Here is a 16,985-nt window from a genome sequence, read left to right on the forward strand (position 1 = left end):
CCGACCAGCCTGCCGGGCGTGACGCTGAACCGGCTCTGCGGCTCGGGCATGGACGCGGTGATCACCGCGGCGCGGGCGATCCGCTCCGGCGAAATGGAGATCGCCATCGCCGGCGGCGTCGAATCCATGTCGCGCGCGCCCTTCGTCATGCCCAAGGCGGAGACGGCCTTCTCGCGCAATGCGGCGATCTACGACACGACCATCGGCTGGCGCTTCGTCAATCCGTTGATGAAGGCGCAATACGGCGTCGATTCGATGCCGGAGACCGGCGAGAACGTCGCCGCGGACTACGGCGTCACCCGCGAAGCCCAGGACGCCTTCGCCGTGCGCTCGCAGCACAAGGCCGCGGCGGCGCAGGCCTCGGGGCGGCTGGCCCGCGAGATCACACCGGTGACGATCCCGCAGCGCAAGGGCGACCCGGTGGTGGTCGACACCGACGAGCATCCGCGCGGCGACACCACGGTGGAGAAGCTGGCCAGGCTGCCGACGCCGTTCCGCAAGGAGGGCGGCACGGTGACCGCCGGCAACGCCTCGGGCGTAAATGACGGCGCCGCAACGCTGATCATCGCCTCGGGCCCGGCGGCGCGCCGCTACGGGCTGAAGCCGATCGCGCGCATTCTCGGCGGGGCGACGGCCGGCGTCTCGCCGCGGGTCATGGGCATGGGCCCGGCGCCGGCCTCGCAGAAGCTCTGCGCCCGGCTGGGGCTCAACCCGACGGATTTCGACGTGATCGAACTGAACGAGGCCTTCGCAAGCCAGGGCATCGCGGTGCTGCGGGAGCTTGGGATTTCCGAGGAGTCCGAGCATGTGAACCCGAATGGCGGCGCCATCGCCATCGGCCATCCGCTCGGCGCCTCGGGGGCGCGGATCACCGGCACGGCGGCGCTGGAACTGTCGCTGACCGGCGCCCGGCGCGCGCTGGCGACGATGTGCATCGGCGTCGGCCAGGGCATCGCCATCGGCCTCGAGCGGGTCTGACCGTACGACAGCGGCGGCGGCGCACGCGCCGTCGTGCTCCGCCCGCGGCGGCAGCGTCCGGAACGCATGAGGGGGGGCGGATGGTGGCCGCCGCCGTCAATCGCATGTTTGCCGGCCCTCGCCGGGCTGTGCTCCCGGCGCAGCGTCATGGATCAAACCGGCCGGATCGACAAAGATTCGCCCGGTCCATGCGCAGGTTTTTTAACAGATTTCCGCGCAACTGGTCCTTGCGACGATGTTCTGGGCGCAATCATATCATAGTATTACTATGTCGTTGGTTGCAGATGCATGCAATTCTGCGTGGTGAGACTCCCCGATAACTCAGTCGTCCTTAGTATGGCCGCAGGGGAGCGCCCGATGCAGTACGTGACGAAAGCCGGAATCCGCAGCCTGTCGGTCGTGCTGGGCCTTGTGGCCTTCAGCCCCGCGGCCTCGGCGGATAGCTTGCGCATCGGCGGCACCGGCGTCGCGCTGGGCGGGATGAGCCTCCTGGCCGAGGCCTTTGCAGCAGCGCATCCCGACAGCGAGATCGAGGTATTGCCGAGCCTGGGCAGCAGCGGCGGCGTCAAGGCGCTCCTGGCCGGGGCCATCGACCTGTCGGTCAGCTCGCGGGCGCTCAAGGACGCCGAGACGGAGCAGGGCGCCATCGCGCGGCTCTATGCGACGACGCCGCTGGCGGTCGTGACCTCGACCGGAACCGACGCGGCGGCGGTGACGACGCCGGACCTCGCGAAGATCTATGCCGGTACGCTGCGCGAATGGCCGTCGGGCGAGGCGATCCGGGTGGTGCTGCGGCCGGAATCGGAATCCGACACGCAGATCCTGCGCGGCCTGTCCGACGACATGGCCGCGGCGGTCGACGATGCGCTGAAACGGCCGGGCCTCGTCAGCGCCACCAACGACCAGGAAAATGCCGAGACGCTGGAGCGCCTGCCCGGTTCGGTCGGCGTCATCGCGCTCGGCCAGATCGCCACCGAAGGCCGCAAGCTGAAGGTGCTGGAGCTCGACGGCATCCGGCCGACGCCGGGCGCCACCGACCCGCGCAGCCAGCGGCTGATCAAGAGCCTCTATATCGTCAGCACCGCGCAGACGTCGCCGGCCGCCGAGGCGTTCGTCGACTTCGTCTTCTCGCCGGAGGGCCGGGCCATCCTGGCGGCGAACGACCACACGCCCGCCGAGTAGCCGCCGATGATGTCGCAGCCCACCGAACGGGACGTGATCGCGCCGTCGATGCTGCGCTTCACGACCATCCTCGCGCTGGTCGTGTCGGTGCTCGTCGCCGTCGTGCCGCCGGCGCTGCATTTCTACTACGGCCTGCATTATGCCGAGGGGAGCCTCGCCGCCGAAGCGCGGCTGAATTCGCGGCTGGTGTCGCAGATCGTCGGGCGCAATCCGCAGATGTGGCAGTTCGAGACGCTGCGGATCGACGAGATCATCGCCTTCACCGACGCGACCATGACCAAGACCCTCCTGAATGCCGAGGGCGGGGAGGTGACCCGCATGGGCGCCGCGGCGCTGCCATGGCCGACGGTCACGACCGCCCACCCGGTCTATGATTCGGGGGCGGTGGCCGGCCGGATCCTGATCACCCAGAGCCTTTTCGCGCTGGCCAAGACCTCGGCCCTGCTGTTCCTCGTCTGCGCGGCCGGTGCGCTGGGGGTGTTCTTCGCCCTGCGCACGCTGCCGCTGCGGCTCCTCAGGCGAGCGGCGGACCGCGCCTCGTTCCTGGCCAGCCACGATCCGCTGACCCAGCTGCCGAACCGCTCGCTGTTCAACGAATGGCTGGTGCGATCGGTGGCCGACGTCGACCGGCAGGACGCCAGCATGGCGGTGCTGTGCCTCGACCTCGACCATTTCAAGGAGGTCAACGATCTCCTCGGCCATGCGGCCGGCGACGAATTGCTGCGCCAGGTCACCGAGCGGATGACGGCGACCCTGCGGCGCAACGACGTCCTGGCGCGGCTGGGCGGCGACGAATTCGCCATCATCCAGAAGCATTTCGCGCAGCCGGCCGGCTCGGCGCGCCTCGCCGAACGCCTGATCGAGGAGCTGTCGAAGCCCTTCGACCTGTTGGGCAACGAGGTGATGATCGGCGTCAGCGTCGGCGTGGCGCTGCGCCGCGACCCCGAAGACCGCGACGGGCAGGATCTGCTGCGGCAGGCGGACATGGCGATGTACCGCGCCAAGAACGACGGGCGCGGCACGTTCCGCTATTTCGAAGAGGCGATGAACGACAGGCTGGTGGCCCGCAAGACGCTGGAGCTGGCGCTGCGCCACGCCATCGCCCGCAACGAATTGCAGCTGCACTACCAGCCGCAGATCGACATGAAGACCAACAGCGTGAAGGGCGTCGAGGCGCTGATCCGCTGGTATCGCGGCGAGGACGGGATCGTCCAGCCGAACGATTTCATCCAGCTCGCCGAGGAGACCGGCCTGATCATCCCGATCGGCGAATGGGTCATCCGCGAAGCCTGCCGGCAGGCCGGCGACTGGCCGGAGCTGACCTTCGCGGTGAATGTCTCGCCGGTGCAGTTCCGCCATGGCAATCTCGTCGAGACCGTGCGCAGCGCGCTGGCGGAGGCGGGCGTCGAACCGCACCGCCTGGAGATCGAGATCACCGAGAGCGTGCTCCTGAGCCATACGGACGAGACCATCGAGACGCTGCGGGCGCTGCAGGCGATGGGCGTGCGGATCGCCATGGACGATTTCGGCACCGGCTATTCCAGCCTCAGCTATCTGCGCCGGTTCCCCTTCGACAAGATCAAGATCGACCGCTCGTTCACCTCCGACCTCGGCACCTGTTTCGATGCCGACAGCATCGTGGCGGCGGTGATCAACCTGGGCGCGGCGATGGGCATGGTCTCGAACGCGGAGGGCGTCGAAACCCTTGAGCAGGCGGAATTGCTGCGCGCCCAGGGCTGCAACGAAGTGCAGGGCTTCCTCTACAGCCGACCTGTGCCGTCGGCCTCGATCGCGCAGCTTTTGGCGGACTGGAAAAGCAAGGCGGCCGAGCTGGAGTCTGCCGCCCCGGAGACCGTGGTCCAGCCCTCCGCGCGGTGCGCGCCCGAGCTGACGCAGGCGAGCTGACGCCCACCCAGGCGGTGCTCCCTACGTCTCTGCCCAGGGCGGACGCTGGGCTGCGCGCAACGTACGCGGACGCGACGAGAACCGGCTGGCGGCGTTCAGATCATGGCTTTGGGAAAAGTGGTGCCCAGGGACGGAGTCGAACCGCCGACACTGCGATTTTCAGTCGCATGCTCTACCAACTGAGCTACCTGGGCGCCTGCCACCCGCGACGGCCTCGTGAGGCGTCCGGCGAAAGCTCGGGCCTTATAGAAAAGCTCCCGGCCCCTGTCCAGCGCTCTGTCATCGCAAATGCGAAAAAGTCTGGCGGGGCGTTGCGAACCGGCGTCCGGCCCTTGAGCGACAGGGCGCGGAGAGGGCGTTCGGCCCGAGGAGAACAGGGTTTCGTGACAGCCGGACGACGGTCGCGCCGGTTTTGGCGCGCGGCGTCGATGGGGAGAGGAGACGCTGCAGTGCAAAATCCGTCGGGAAGAGCCGAAATGACGGTTGACGCGCGCGGCGAAATCAAGGAAACAGCCCCCATCGCTGCCGTAGCTCAGGGGTAGAGCACTCCCTTGGTAAGGGAGAGGCCCGGGGTTCAAATCCCCGCGGCAGCACCATTTCTTCAAAATCACATCGTCTGGGCCAGGTCGCGGTAGAGCTTTGCCACGGCCTGTTCGACGTCGTTCGTCGTGTAGCCGCTGGCGACGCGGGCGCGGGCGGAGGCGCCCATGCGGGCGGCGAGCTCCGGCTCGCTTGCAAAGCGGGCGAGCGCGGCGGCAAAGCCCTGCGAATCGCCGGCTGGAAGAACGATGCCGTCCTCGCCGTCGCGCACGAAGTCGCCGCAGCCGGGCACATTCGTGGTGAGGAGCGGGCGACCGCAGGCCGCTGCTTCGAGAAGCGTGCGCGGCAGGCCCTCGCCGCCGCGCGACGGCAGGCAGGCGACGTGATGGGCGGCCCAGACCGCGGCGACATCCTCGGTGCGGCCATGCCAGTCGATGAACGGCTCGGCGGACCATTCGGCGAGCGTCTCGGCGGAAAAGGCGCGCGGATTGGACGGGTCGGGGGTGCCGTAGAGCGACAGGGTGACGTCGACGCCGCGGCGTCTGGCGAGGCGCACCGCCTCGACGATGGTGTCGATGCCCTTGGACCACAGCATGCGCGCGACGACGGCGACCTTCAGGGGCGGGGCCTGCGGCAGCGGTGCCTGCGGATAGGCGGCGGGGTCGATGCCGGCGCCGCCGACGACGACAATGCGCGGCGAATCGGCGGGCAGCCGGAGGAAGCCGGCATCGCCGGTGTTCTCCAGAAGGAAGCGCGTGCGCTTGCCGGTGAGGGCGATGCGGATGGTGGCGGCGATGGCGGCGCGGATGGCGCGACCGGTCGTGTCGCTGCGCGCGCCGAGATAGCCGAGGCCGGTGACAGCGTAGATCCGGCGGGAGATGCCGGCGAGGCGGGCCGCGGCGCCGCCGACGAGAATCGAGCGCAGGGCGATGCAATGGACGATCGCCGGCTTCTCATGTTTCAGAATCCTGGCCATGCGCCAGAGCGCCGAGGCGACGGCCTTGATGCCGACCTCGCGGCGTTCGGCCTCGAGCGGCACGATGCGGGCGCCGACCGCCTCGATGGGGCCGGCATGGTTGCGGACCCTGGTGACGACCACCGTCTCGAAGCCAGCATCGCGCGCGGCCCGCGCCATGGGCAGGAAATGCGAGACGAAGAACCAGTCCTCGGTGATGATGAACACCACCTTGGGACGGGCCGGGGACTTTGTCGTGTCGGCGGGTCTTTCCACGAAACGGCCTTCTCGTGCTATCGCCGCTGGGCGGCAGGATGTGCGGGCCGGGGCCGCGGCCGCGGGTCTCGCCCTTAGATCAGAGCGGCGGTCCGGGCAAACGCCGGTGGCGAGGGCACGGGTTGGGGGGCGATCGAAGGCCGTGGGGCCAGCGCGGAACAGGCCGTGCGCGATGGCGCTGCGATCCGGTCTTTCCGGCTGGCAGCGCGGGGACGGACAAGCGGGAGACGACGGATGGATTCGCTGAAATTCGGAACGAGCGGGCTGCGCGGGCTGGTGAGCGACCTCGCGGGCTGGCCGAGCTTCGGCTACACGCTGGCCTTCCTGCGCCATGTGCGGGCGGGCGATCCGGCGGGCGCCGAGCAGATGGTGTTTTTCGGCCGCGATCTGCGGGCGAGCAGTCCCGAGATCCTCGATGCCTGCATCGCGGCGGCGCATGCCGCCGGTTTCAGGGCAGTGGATTGCGGCGCGGTGCCGACCCCGGCGCTGGCGCTGGCGGCGATGCACCAGGGCTGCCCGGCGGTGATGATCACCGGCAGCCATATTCCCGACGACCGCAACGGGCTGAAATTCTACGGCCGCGGCGGCGAGATCACCAAGGCCGACGAGACCGGCATCGCGGCCGAGTTCGCGGCCGTTGCCGGGGCCGATCCGCGGCCCGGGCCGGAGGCCGGCGGACAGGCGGCGGAACGCGACGCGCTGGCGGTCTTCGCCCGGCGCTATACCAATTTCTTCGCGCGCGATGCGCTGGCGGGGCTGACCATCGGCGTGTTTCAGCACAGCTCGGTGGCGCGGGACCTGCTGGCGGATCTCGTGGCGGCCCTTGGCGGTACTGCGGTGGCGCTCGGGCGCTCCGATGCCTTCGTGCCGGTGGATACGGAGGCGCACCGGCCGGAAGACGTGAAGCAGATCCGCGACTGGGCGGCAGAGGGTCGCTTCGACGCGATCGTCTCCACCGATGGCGATGGCGACCGGCCGCTGGTGGCCGACGCCAAGGGCACGATCCTGCGCGGCGACGTGCTGGGGCTCCTCACCAGCCGGGCGCTGGGGCTGACGACGATCGTCACGCCGGTAACGTCGAGCTCGGCGGTGGAGACGTCCGGCATTGCGAACAAGGTGGTGCGCACGAAGGTCGGCTCGCCCTTCGTCATTGCCGGCATGGCCGAGGCGGCGCAGGCGGGCGCCGAGGGCATTGTCGGCTTCGAGGCGAATGGCGGCCTGCTGCTCGGCTCGGCGGTGACCCGCGACGGGCGCAGCCTGCCGGCGCTGCCGACCCGCGACAGCGTGCTGCCGATCCTCGCCACGCTGGCCATGGCCAGGCGGCGCGGCATGGACCTGGCGGCGCTGGTGGCGGAGCTCGATGCCGGCCATGCGGCGGCGCACCGGCTGCAGGATGTGCCGCAGGCGGCGAGCAGCAAATTCCTGGCGCGGCTCGCTGAGGATGCGGAGTTTCGCGCCGGCTTCTTCGCGCTGGCGGGCACGGTCGCGTCGGTCGATGCGCTGGACGGCGTGCGGGTGATCCTCGACGCCGGGCCGGTGGTGCATTTCCGCGCCTCGGGCAACGCGCCGGAGCTGCGCTGCTATGTCGAGGCGGGGTCGGAGGCGAAGGCGGCGGAGCTGCTGGCCTGGGGGCTGGCGGCGGCGGAGGCCGCGGTCCGGGGCTGAGGCTCCCGAGCCGCATCGCGGCGCGACGGCCCGCGGCATCGGGACGTCGCTGAACCCATATGCCTGACGAGCGCGCCGGACGGGGTGGCCGGAGCTGCCGGTGACCCGTTCAGGTGCGGAGGGGCCGGGAGGGTCCGCCCGGCGTTCAGCCGCGGGCGTAGATGTCCTCGATGCGCACGATGTCGTCCTCGCCGGTATAGCTGCCGACCTGCACCTCGATGAGCTTCAGGTCGATCTTGCCGGGATTGTGCAGGCGGTGGACGCAGCCGATCGGCAGATAGGCGGCCTCGTTCTCGTGATAGAGGCGGACCTGGTCGTCGATGGTCACCTCGGCGGTGCCGTGGACGACGACCCAGTGCTCGGCGCGGTGGTGATGGCGCTGCAGGCTGAGGCGGCCGCCCGGCTTGACGCAGATATGCTTCACCTGGAAACGGTCGCCGATGTCGATGCGCTGGTACCAGCCCCAGGGGCGGTGGATGCGCAGATGCTCGCTGGCCTCGCTGCGGCCGGCCTTGCGCAGCTTGGCGACCATGCGCTTGACGTCGGGCGCGGCATCCTTGGCGGCGACCAGCACGGCGTCGTCGGTGGTGACGACCACGACATTGTCGAGGCCGAGGACGGTGGTCAGCACGTCGTCGCTGCGCACGAAGCTGTTGGTCGTGTCGATGGCCGCGACATTGCCCTCGAAGACGTTGCCGTCGGCATCCTTGTCCTTGATCGCATGGAGCGAATCCCACGAGCCGATGTCGGACCAGCCGAAATCGGCCGCCAGCACGCCGCCGAGGCGGGTGGTTTCCATGACGGCGTAGTCGATGGACAGGGACGGCGAGCGGTTGAAGGCGTCGGCGTCGAGGCGGATGAAGTCGAGATCGGTGACAGCGGCGTCGAGGGCGCCTTCGGCCGCGACCAGGACGTCGGGCGCATGGGCACGCAGCTCGTCGAGCATGACGTTGGAGCGGAAGGCGAAATTGCCGCTGTTCCAGACGAAGCCGTCGGCGAGATAGGTCTCGGCCGTGGCGCGGTCGGGCTTTTCGACGAATTTGTCGAGGACATGCGCGCCGTGGCCGAGCGTCTCGGTGCCCGGTCGGATGTAGCCATAGGCGGTGGAGGGATGGTCCGGGGTGATGCCCAGGGTCATAATGCGCCCGCCTGCGGCGAGCTGCGCGGCGGTGGCGACGGCGGCGAGGAAGCCGGGCTCGTCGCGGATGACATGGTCGGAGGCCAGCACCAGGCAGGTGGTGCCGGGGGCGCGGCGCTCGGCCATCAGCGCACCGATCGCCACGGCCGGGGCGCTGTCGCGGCGCTCGGGCTCCAGCACGATGTCGGCGGCGATGCCGACGGCGGCGAGCTGTTCGGCGCAGATGAAGCGGAAATCGTTGTTGGTGACGACGATCGGCCGGCCAAAACCGTTGCCGGCGACCCGGCGGACCGTCGCCTGGAAGGGCGAGACGCCATCCTCAAGGAGCGCGATGAACTGCTTGGGCATGGTGTCGCGGGAGATCGGCCAGAGCCGGGTTCCGGCGCCGCCGGCCATGATGATCGGCAGGACCTGATCGCGCTGTTCCATGGCTTTCCTCGTCGTATCTGAACGTCCGGCATCGCACAGATGCATGACGGCTGCATGTGCCGGTGATCTGCCGGAACACTGCCCTTAGCTACCATGGCAGAGCAAGCGAGGGGGCGAAAGCCGCGCGGGATGGTTGATGCCGTGCTTCGTACGCGGCGAAGCGCGCGGGTGGCTCGGCGTTTTGACAGGCGTACCTCAAGCGGCTTCTATGCGGCGCTGACGGGCTCCGGGACGGGGCCGGCGGCGCGGGGAGGCGCCGGGAACGGGAGGCTATCGATGAAGACGATGCAAGGGCCGGGGATTTTCCTGGCGCAGTTTCTCGGCGATTCGGCGCCGTTCAACGATCTGAAATCCATCGCCGGCTGGGCGGCGGGGCATGGCTACAGGGGCGTGCAGCTGCCGACCTGGGACAAAAGGCTGATCGATCTGGAAAAGGCGGCGGGGTCGAAGGATTACTGCGACGAGATCGCCGGCATCTGCCGCGAGGCCGGCGTCGAGATCACCGATCTGTCGACCCATCTGCAGGGCCAGCTCGTCGCCGTGCACCCGGCCTTCGACGAGGCCTTCGACGGCTTCGCGGTGCCGCAGGTACAGGGCAACCCGAAGGCGCGGCAGGCCTGGGCGGTGGAGCAGATGAAGCTGGCGGCGAAGGCCTCGGCGCATTTCGGCTTCAAGAGCCACGTGACCTTTCCCGGCGCGCTGGCCTGGCCGTTCCTCTATCCCTGGCCGCAGCGGCCGGCGGGGCTGGTCGACACGGCCTTCGAGGAACTGGCGAAACGCTGGGTGCCGATCCTCGACGCCTTCGACGCGGCGGGCTGCGACGTCGGCTACGAGATCCATCCGGGCGAGGACGTCTTCGACGGCGCGACCTTCGAGATGTTCCTTGAGGCCTGCGGCGACCATCCGCGCTGCCAGATCAATTACGACCCGTCGCACTTCCTCCTGCAGCAGCTCGATTACCTGGAGTTCATCGACATCTATCACGAGCGGATCTGCGCCTTCCACGTGAAGGACGCCGAGTTCAATCCGACCGGCCGGCAGGGCGTCTATTCGGGCTACCAGCCCTGGACCAAGCGGGCCGGGCGGTTCCGCTCGCTGGGCGACGGGCAGGTGGATTTCGCCGGGATATTCTCCAAGCTCGCCGAATACGACTATGATTCCTGGGCGGTGCTGGAATGGGAGTGCTGCCTGAAGAGCCCCGAGCAGGGGGCGGCCGAGGGCGCGCCGTTCATCGCCAGCCACATCATCGAGGTGACCGACAAGGCCTTCGACGATTTCGCGTCGGGCGGCACGGACGCGGCGGCGAACCGGCGCATGCTGGGCATCGAGGGCTGAGGGGGGGATGCATCATGACGAGCGAGGAACAGGACGCGGCACGGCCACGCCGCATACGGCTGGGTATGGTCGGCGGCGGGCAGGGCGCCTTCATCGGCGGCGTCCACCGGATCGCGGCGCGCATCGACGACCGGTTCGAGCTGGTCGCCGGGGCGCTGTCCTCGACGCCGGAAAAGGCGCTGGCGTCGGCGGCCGAGATCGGCCTCGATCCCGAACGCAGCTACGGCTCCTATGTGGAGATGGCGGCGACCGAGGCGGAACGGGAGGACGGCATCGAGGCGGTGGCGATCGTCACGCCGAACCACATGCATTTTCCGGTCGCCAAGACGTTTCTGGAGGTCGGCATCCACGTCATCTGCGACAAGCCGATGACGACGACGCTGGCCGAGGCGCAGGAGCTGGCGGAGATCGCCGCGGCCTCGGGCAAGGTCTTCGTCCTGACCCACAATTACACCGGCTATCCGATGATCCGGCAGGCGCGGGCGATGGTGGCGGCGGGGGATCTGGGCACGATCCGGATGGTCCATGCCGAATACATCCAGGACTGGCTGGCCGACCGGGCCGAGGATACCGGCTCCAAGCAGGCGGGCTGGCGCGTCGATCCGGCCAGGGCTGGCGCCGGCGGCTCGATCGGCGATATCGGCACGCACGCCCATAACCTTGCCTGCTTCGTCACCGGGCTGAAGGTGGAGCGCCTGTCGGCCGACCTGTCGTCCTTCGTGGAGGGCCGCGAGCTCGACGACAATGCGAACATGCTCTTGCGTTTTGCCGGCGGGGCGAAGGGCATGTTGTGGGCGAGCCAGGTGGCGGTCGGCAACGAGAACGGGCTGTCGCTGCGGGTCTATGGCGACAAGGGAGGGCTGGAATGGCGCCAGGAGGAGCCGAACCGGCTGTGGTTCACGCCGCTTGGCGAGCCGAAGCGGCTGCTGACCCGCGGCGGCGCCGGGGCGAATGCGGCGGCGGCGGCCGTCTCGCGCATCCCGGCCGGCCATCCGGAAGGCTATCTGGAAGGGTTTGCCACGATCTATGCCGAGGCGGCGGAGCTGATCCATGCATCGGACGCCGGCGAGGCGCCGCCGGACGGGCTGGCGCTGCCGACCCTGGCGGACGGGATCGACGGCCTCGCCTTCATCGAGGCCTGCGTGGCGTCGTCGCAGAATGACGGGGCGTGGACGGCGCTCTGACGCGCGGCCTGCGCTGCGTCTGCCGGTATGTCTCCGTCCGGGGCGACCGGCGGGCGGGACCCGATGGGAACTGACGACATGGACGAGGCGTGATGTCGCGACCGACGATCCGGGACGTCGCCCGTGCGGCGGGGGTGAGTCTCGCCACGGTGGACCGGGTTCTGAACCGGCGGGCCGGCGTGCGGGCAAAGACCGTCGCCAAGGTCGAGGAGGCGATGCAGCGCCTCGATTTCACCCGCGACATCACCGCGGCGAATCTGTCGAAGAAGCGCCGCTACCGGCTGAGCTTCCTTTTGCCGGACGGCGACAACAGCTTCATGCGCGGGCTGGCGGCGGCGGTGCAGGCGACCTCGCGGCACTCGTCGCTGGAGCGCGCCGAGGTGACCGTCACCATGGTGCCGGCCTTCGATGGGCCGGCGCTGGCGCACGCGCTCGACGCCATCGACCGCACGGCGACGGACGGCGTGGCGGTGGTGGCGACCGATGCGGCAGAGGTGCGCGACGCGATCGGCCGGCTGACCGGAGAGGGTGTGCGGGTGGTGACGCTGGTCAGCGACCTGCCCGGTTCCAGCCGCGACCGCTTCGTGGGGATCGACAATGTCGTGGCGGGCCGCACGGCCGCCGGGCTGCTCGGCCGCTTCTGCGGCGGCGCGCCGGGACGGATCGCCGTGGTCGCCGGGTCGATGCTGCTGCGCGACCATGTCGAGCGGCGGCAGGGATTCGAGACGGTGATGGCGGCGGAATATCCGCATCTGACCGTGCTGCAGTCGCTGGAAGGGCTGGACGATGCCGAGCGGGTGGCGTCGCTGCTGGGCGAGCTGCTGGCGCAAGACGGCGAGATCGCCGGGCTCTACAGCCTCGGCGCGGGCAATCGCGGCGTGGTGACGGCGCTGGAACGGGCGGGGCTCGCCGGCCGGGTGCGCGTGGTGGCGCACGAGGTCAGCCCGCATGCGCGCGCGGCGCTGCACGACGGGATCTTCGATGCGGTGATCAACCAGGATGCCGGGCACGAGGCGCGCAGCGCCGTGCGCATCCTGAAGGCGCTGATCGACGACCGGCCGGTGCTGGAGGCGCAGGAGCAGATCCGCATCGACATCTTCATGCGGGACAATCTGCCGTAGCGCAGCGCGCCGGTGCAGCCCCGGTCACGGGACCGAGGGCGATCGGGTCGCGACGTCGTGTTCTGCACAATTTGCGGGCAGCAACGGATTGACGTCTGGTAAGCTTAGGATAGCGTGTGTCGTCTTCCCCGGGGGTGGGCAATCTCGGAAGGGAAGATACGAGGCGGCTCGGTGCGCTCCCAACGTGCCGGGCCGCCGCTGCCGGTCAGGGACCGGTTGGGCAGTCGGACACATGGCGCGCCGGCCGGATGGCGGGCCGGGGCCGACACGCGGTCGGCAACCGGCCTGATCGTCTCACAAGGGACAGGCTGTCCCTCGGGTGCCTGTTCAGCCTTCGAGCTTCGAACGGGCGCTGTCTTCCAGGTGATAGATGCGGACGCGGGCGATCTCGCGCTCGACGGAGCGGAAGCGGGCGTCGACGAAGGCGTTGTACATGCGGCGCATCGTGCTCGGGCGGGTGGTGGCCATGATCTCTCTCCAATGTTGTCCGGGGCGGCGCCAGCGTGTCCGGCGCGTCGTTCCGATGAGCGAGATATAGGCGGTCTTGCTGCGCTGCGGTATCGGGATGCTTGCAGGTGAGCCATGCGGTGAGCGCATGGGCTAGCGGCACGGCGTTAAGCCTTCGTCAAGGAAGACCGGCGCGCTTGCGTGCCGCGGCTGGGAGCCCTGCACTTATGCACGCCCGGGTCGCAAAGGAGTTGTGTTAGGCGGGCAAATATCGTTCTGGTTGCTAAGTCAGCGCGCTGCATATAATCATTCCCGCTGGGGAGAGGTATATGCGTCAAGCGTTGTTGTATCGTCTAGGTTTTCTCGGTCCTTGGCAAGCGTATCTCAGGATCATGCTTCGTCGCAGGCCCGGCGATGAGAACTGGCAGAAGCGATATCTCTACCCCTTCGACTATATCGAAGCGCGGTGGGCCGACAATCGCTGGGAAACGCGGCCCTATAACAAGACCGACCGCGAAATCGAAGACGAACTCGTCGATACGCAGACCTGGTAACTGTCGCCGGTTGCAGGCATCGGGCGGTCCGAGACCGTGTCCGGATGCCCCTGGGCCGTCCAGATGATCCCTTCCTCCGGCAGAAACGAAGCTGCAGTTCCCTGTCCTCTCCACGGGAGGGGAGGCGAGAGGTTGCACCGGCCGAGCGCGAGTCCGCACCGACATTCGAATCGGGCTCGGCCATCGCAGCCGCTGACTTGCGCAGGACGCTTGGCATGGCGGTGCGGTGAAAGGCGTCAGGTGGAGAAACGGCCTGTGGGCGCAGAGACGCTGCGGCTGTGTCGCGCATCGAACATGACGTTCGATCCTAGCGACGGGGCAGGCGTTTTTTCCGGGAAGGTTCGGATGGTGGGCGTGACAGGGATTGAACCTGTGACCCCTTCGATGTCAACGAAGTGCTCTCCCGCTGAGCTACACGCCCATCCGACGAGGCGGCTTTGACCACAGACCAAAGCGGTCGTCAATAGGGTCTTGCGGCCATTTTCGCGGAGAATTCGATGGCCGGTCCGGCGGTCGCCGGAGCCGCTGCGCGGTAGGCGGATCGGCGCCGGCAAGGCCGCGTCCGGCGGACAGCTTGCGCCAGGCGCGCGAGCCGCGCCGGGCGGTGATCCCGCGCGGTAGGGGATCGGCGCGCTGGCGCCCGGCCTGCATCTGCGCAGGACCGGGGGCGTCGAGAGACGCGATTGCGCGTCCGTGCAAGCCGAGCGAGGTTCAGTCGGTCAGGCGGCGTCCTCGAGCATGCGGGCGACCTCGTCGACCAGCTCGCGCAGGTGGAAGGGCTTCGACAGGATCTTGGCGTCCTTGGGAGCCTTGGAATCGGGATTGAGCGCGACGGCGGCAAAGCCGGTGATGAACATCACCTTGAGGTCGGGATCGAGCTCGGTGGCGCGGCGCGCCAGCTCGATGCCGTCCATCTCCGGCATGACGATGTCGGTCAGAAGCAGCGAGAACGGCTCTTCGCGCAGCCGCTCATAGGCGCTGCCGCCATTGTCGTAGCTCACGACTTCGTAGCCGGCCCGCTCCAGCGCCTTGGCGAGGAAACGGCGCATATCGTTGTCGTCTTCGGCGAGTAGAATCTTTGACATTCACGTTATCCGGATACGCCGGGCGCAACGATGCCGGCGGCTGTTCATTGAGGTCGCAATTCCATAGCAGAATGCCGGAACTTTTTCTAAAAGGAATCAGGATCCGGCGGTGGACGGCGGATTTTTCGGTGCGCCATCCAACCGGAAGGGGACAGTTTGGCGAACATACCCATGATCATGACGGCCGGCGGGGCGGTTCCCGCCTTCGAAGTCGTCGAACCGGCCGAGCCGACCATCCCCTTCGTCTTCTGCTCTCCCCACAGCGGTCGCGACTATCCCGCTGATTTCCTGGCGGCGACGCGGCTGCCGGGCGATTCGATCCGCCGGTCGGAGGATCTGTTCGTCGACCAGCTGTTCGAGTGCGTGCCCAGGCTCGGCGCGCCGCTGATCCGGGCGCGGTTCCCGCGGGCGTTTCTCGACGTCAATCGCGAGCCCTACGAGCTCGACCCGCAGATGTTCTGCGAGCCGCTGCCCGACTACGTCAATGTCGGCTCGGTGCGGGTGACGGGCGGGCTCGGCACGATCCCGCGGATCGTGGCGGAAAACGAGGAGATCTACCGCAAGCGGCTTTCGCTCGCCGAGGCGATCGGCCGGATCGAGACGATCTACAAGCCGTTCCACGCGGCTGTCGAGGAGCGGCTGCGGCGGACGAAGGAGCGATTCGGCATGGCGATCCTGGTGGATTGCCATTCGATGCCGTCGAGCGTGCGGGCGCTGCCGGGTGGGCGGCGGCCGGACATGGTGCTCGGCGACCGCTACGGCACCAGCGCCGGCGCCCGGCTCGTGGCCATCGCCACCGGCCGGCTGACGCGGCTGGGCTACGACGTGGCGCGCAACAAGCCCTATGCCGGCGGCTACATCACCGAGCGCTACGGCCGGCCGGCGATCGGCCAGCACGCGATCCAGATCGAGATCAATCGCGGGCTCTATGCCGACGAGCGGATCTATCGCCCGCATGCCGGCTTCGAGGTGCTGGCGGAGCGGCTGGCGGCCTTCGTCGCGGGATTCGCGGAGGATGTGGACGCCGATTACGGGCTCCCGGCGGCGGCGGAATAGGCCTGCCGGACATCCGGTCTTCAACGCGAAAAAAAACCGCACTGCGGGAGGGCAGCGCGGTCTGAGTCTAGGGAGGAAACGCCCGTAAGGGCCGCGGTACATCAGCACCGCAAGATCAAGATATGCTGCACTGCGACAGGACGCAAGCGGAATCTGCATGGAAATCGTGCAGAAAGGTTTTCCGCCACATATTGAGGCATGTGCGGCGCCGGCCGACGCTCGGAGGTGCGGGGGAAACGCCGGGTGGCACGCATTCACCGGTCGCCCGGCCCGGGACGATCCGCTAGGATCGGAATCCTCGTGATCTCAGTGGATTCTTCGCGCGCATGATTTTTCCCGACGTCTCCTTCCTTTTCGAACTTGCCGATGCGGCGGATGCCGAGACGCTGCCGCGGTTTCGCGCCGGCACGGCCGTGGACAACAAGCGCGCGGCGGATTTCGACCCGGTGACCGAAGCCGACCGGGCGGCCGAACGGGCGATCCTTTCGGCAATCGCGGCGCGCTATCCGGACCATGCGGTGCTCGGCGAGGAATTCGGCGCCAGCGGCACCAGCGACCGGCTGTGGGTGATCGATCCGATCGACGGCACCCGCGCCTTCATCTCCGGCGTGCCGGTGTGGGGCACGCTGATCGGCTATTGCGAATCGGGCCGGGCGCGGGTCGGCATCATGTCGCAGCCCTTCACCGGCGAGCGCTTCGTTGCCGACGGCGAGGCTTCGTGGGGCCTGCATCGCGGAACGCGCACGCGGCTCGCCGTGCGCGACGTGCGCCGGCTGGAGGAGGCGACGCTGTTCACCACCTCGCCGCGGCTGTTCGAGCCGAAGGGCACGCCGCCCTTCGAGGCGCTGGAGGCCAAGGCGCGGCTGACGCGCTTCGGCACCGATTGCTACGCCTTCTGCATGCTGGCGGCGGGGCAGGTGGATCTGGTGGTGGAGACCGGGCTGAAGCCCTACGACATCGTCGCGCTGGTGCCGATCATCGAGCAGGCCGGCGGCATCATCACGCGGCTCGACGGCGGGCGGCCGGAATCGGGCGGCGACATCGTGGCGGCGGGAACGCCTGACCTGCACGCGGCGGCCCTGGCGATGCTCAACCGCTGACGGATGGGCCATCCCGACGCGAGCCGGGATTTGCG

At 68.8% G+C, this 16,985-nt stretch carries 14 protein-coding genes and 3 tRNA genes; 11 read left to right on the forward strand and 6 right to left on the reverse strand.

Annotated elements, in window-relative coordinates; genetic code table 11:
- The 3 genes from ACEQX1_RS07710 to ACEQX1_RS07720 all read left to right on the forward strand — a co-directional run.
- Positions 1 to 978, forward strand: a 978-nt coding sequence (locus tag ACEQX1_RS07710; protein WP_370196685.1) for an acetyl-CoA C-acyltransferase, incomplete at its 5' end; no start/stop codon positions are given.
- A gap of 357 nt (positions 979 to 1,335) precedes the next feature.
- A complete protein-coding gene (locus tag ACEQX1_RS07715) occupies positions 1,336 to 2,160 on the forward strand; it encodes a substrate-binding domain-containing protein (RefSeq protein ID WP_370194327.1) in 825 nt (274 codons plus the stop codon).
- 6 nt (positions 2,161 to 2,166) lie between these two features.
- On the forward strand, positions 2,167 to 4,065 hold the full coding sequence (locus tag ACEQX1_RS07720; RefSeq protein WP_370194326.1) for a putative bifunctional diguanylate cyclase/phosphodiesterase: 1,899 nt from the start codon (positions 2,167 to 2,169) through the stop codon (positions 4,063 to 4,065).
- A gap of 118 nt (positions 4,066 to 4,183) precedes the next feature.
- On the opposite strand, the gene ACEQX1_RS07725 is transcribed toward ACEQX1_RS07720, so the two are convergent.
- Positions 4,184 to 4,259 (reverse strand) — tRNA-Phe (locus tag ACEQX1_RS07725).
- 327 nt (positions 4,260 to 4,586) lie between these two features.
- Here ACEQX1_RS07725 and ACEQX1_RS07730 point away from each other — a divergent pair.
- Positions 4,587 to 4,661, forward strand: a tRNA-Thr gene (locus ACEQX1_RS07730).
- 11 nt (positions 4,662 to 4,672) lie between these two features.
- Here the strand turns inward: ACEQX1_RS07730 and ACEQX1_RS07735 are convergent.
- On the reverse strand, positions 4,673 to 5,836 hold the full coding sequence (locus ACEQX1_RS07735) for a glycosyltransferase (RefSeq protein ID WP_370196686.1): 1,164 nt from the start codon (positions 5,834 to 5,836) through the stop codon (positions 4,673 to 4,675).
- A gap of 234 nt (positions 5,837 to 6,070) precedes the next feature.
- Here ACEQX1_RS07735 and ACEQX1_RS07740 point away from each other — a divergent pair, with 234 nt between their 5' ends.
- Positions 6,071 to 7,501: a phosphomannomutase gene (locus ACEQX1_RS07740; protein WP_370196687.1), complete on the forward strand. Its 1,431-nt coding sequence runs from the start codon at positions 6,071 to 6,073 to the stop codon at positions 7,499 to 7,501.
- A 145-nt stretch (positions 7,502 to 7,646) separates the two neighbouring features.
- On the opposite strand, the gene ACEQX1_RS07745 is transcribed toward ACEQX1_RS07740, so the two are convergent.
- Positions 7,647 to 9,068 carry a mannose-1-phosphate guanylyltransferase/mannose-6-phosphate isomerase gene (locus ACEQX1_RS07745; protein ID WP_370195900.1) on the reverse strand — a complete coding sequence of 474 codons (1,422 nt, stop codon included), beginning with the start codon at positions 9,066 to 9,068 and terminating at the stop codon, positions 7,647 to 7,649.
- Between the two features lie 276 nt (positions 9,069 to 9,344).
- Here ACEQX1_RS07745 and ACEQX1_RS07750 point away from each other — a divergent pair, with 276 nt between their 5' ends.
- The 3 genes from ACEQX1_RS07750 (at position 9,345) to ACEQX1_RS07760 (ending at position 12,708) form a co-directional block, all read left to right on the forward strand.
- Complete coding sequence (locus ACEQX1_RS07750) at positions 9,345 to 10,403, forward strand: sugar phosphate isomerase/epimerase family protein (RefSeq protein ID WP_370195899.1); 1,059 nt, start codon at positions 9,345 to 9,347, stop codon at positions 10,401 to 10,403.
- Positions 10,404 to 10,417: 14 nt separating this feature from the next.
- Positions 10,418 to 11,587 carry a Gfo/Idh/MocA family protein gene (locus tag ACEQX1_RS07755; protein WP_370196688.1) on the forward strand — a complete coding sequence of 390 codons (1,170 nt, stop codon included), beginning with the start codon at positions 10,418 to 10,420 and terminating at the stop codon, positions 11,585 to 11,587.
- Positions 11,588 to 11,679: 92 nt separating this feature from the next.
- Positions 11,680 to 12,708 carry a LacI family DNA-binding transcriptional regulator gene (locus ACEQX1_RS07760; RefSeq protein WP_370196689.1) on the forward strand — a complete coding sequence of 343 codons (1,029 nt, stop codon included), beginning with the start codon at positions 11,680 to 11,682 and terminating at the stop codon, positions 12,706 to 12,708.
- Positions 12,709 to 13,035: 327 nt separating this feature from the next.
- Here the strand turns inward: ACEQX1_RS07760 and ACEQX1_RS07765 are convergent, their stop codons facing one another.
- A complete protein-coding gene (locus ACEQX1_RS07765; RefSeq protein WP_154653357.1) occupies positions 13,036 to 13,176 on the reverse strand; it encodes a hypothetical protein in 141 nt (46 codons plus the stop codon).
- Positions 13,177 to 13,484: 308 nt separating this feature from the next.
- Here ACEQX1_RS07765 and ACEQX1_RS07770 point away from each other — a divergent pair, with 308 nt between their 5' ends.
- A complete protein-coding gene (locus tag ACEQX1_RS07770) occupies positions 13,485 to 13,709 on the forward strand; it encodes a hypothetical protein (protein ID WP_188074782.1) in 225 nt (74 codons plus the stop codon).
- Between the two features lie 346 nt (positions 13,710 to 14,055).
- Here the strand turns inward: ACEQX1_RS07770 and ACEQX1_RS07775 are convergent.
- Positions 14,056 to 14,130: transfer RNA gene (locus ACEQX1_RS07775), tRNA-Val, on the reverse strand.
- 298 nt (positions 14,131 to 14,428) lie between these two features.
- The gene (gene cpdR / locus ACEQX1_RS07780) at positions 14,429 to 14,794 is read right to left on the reverse strand and encodes a cell cycle two-component system response regulator CpdR (RefSeq protein WP_009208652.1); all 366 of its coding nucleotides are present in this window, start codon (positions 14,792 to 14,794) and stop codon (positions 14,429 to 14,431) included.
- A 177-nt stretch (positions 14,795 to 14,971) separates the two neighbouring features.
- On the opposite strand from cpdR, the gene ACEQX1_RS07785 reads away from it, so the two are divergent.
- Entirely contained in the window at positions 14,972 to 15,850 is an 879-nt protein-coding gene (locus tag ACEQX1_RS07785; protein ID WP_370195904.1) for an N-formylglutamate amidohydrolase, read from the forward strand.
- Positions 15,851 to 16,179: 329 nt separating this feature from the next.
- The gene (hisN, locus tag ACEQX1_RS07790; RefSeq protein WP_370195903.1) at positions 16,180 to 16,950 is read left to right on the forward strand and encodes a histidinol-phosphatase; all 771 of its coding nucleotides are present in this window, start codon (positions 16,180 to 16,182) and stop codon (positions 16,948 to 16,950) included.
- The last annotated feature ends 35 nt before the right edge of the window (positions 16,951 to 16,985 follow it).

Source organism: Aurantimonas sp. (assembly GCF_964217435.1).
Taxonomy (GTDB): Bacteria; Pseudomonadota; Alphaproteobacteria; order Rhizobiales; family Rhizobiaceae; genus Aurantimonas; species Aurantimonas coralicida.

Excerpts from the sequence above, each read along its gene's own strand:
- ACEQX1_RS07715 (WP_370194327.1), top strand. The coding sequence starts at position 1,336 with ATGCAGTACGTGACGAAAGCCGGAATCCGCAGCCTGTCGGTCGTGCTG.
- ACEQX1_RS07745 (WP_370195900.1), bottom strand. The coding sequence starts at position 9,068 with ATGGAACAGCGCGATCAGGTCCTGCCGATCATCATGGCCGGCGGCGCC.
- ACEQX1_RS07770 (WP_188074782.1), top strand. The coding sequence starts at position 13,485 with ATGCGTCAAGCGTTGTTGTATCGTCTAGGTTTTCTCGGTCCTTGGCAA.
- ACEQX1_RS07785 (WP_370195904.1), top strand. The coding sequence starts at position 14,972 with ATGACGGCCGGCGGGGCGGTTCCCGCCTTCGAAGTCGTCGAACCGGCC.
- ACEQX1_RS07755 (WP_370196688.1), top strand. The coding sequence starts at position 10,418 with ATGACGAGCGAGGAACAGGACGCGGCACGGCCACGCCGCATACGGCTG.
- ACEQX1_RS07760 (WP_370196689.1), top strand. The coding sequence starts at position 11,680 with ATGTCGCGACCGACGATCCGGGACGTCGCCCGTGCGGCGGGGGTGAGT.
- ACEQX1_RS07740 (WP_370196687.1), top strand. The coding sequence starts at position 6,071 with ATGGATTCGCTGAAATTCGGAACGAGCGGGCTGCGCGGGCTGGTGAGC.
- cpdR (WP_009208652.1), bottom strand. The coding sequence starts at position 14,794 with ATGTCAAAGATTCTACTCGCCGAAGACGACAACGATATGCGCCGTTTC.
- ACEQX1_RS07750 (WP_370195899.1), top strand. The coding sequence starts at position 9,345 with ATGAAGACGATGCAAGGGCCGGGGATTTTCCTGGCGCAGTTTCTCGGC.
- ACEQX1_RS07765 (WP_154653357.1), bottom strand. The coding sequence starts at position 13,176 with ATGGCCACCACCCGCCCGAGCACGATGCGCCGCATGTACAACGCCTTC.
- ACEQX1_RS07720 (WP_370194326.1), top strand. The coding sequence starts at position 2,167 with ATGATGTCGCAGCCCACCGAACGGGACGTGATCGCGCCGTCGATGCTG.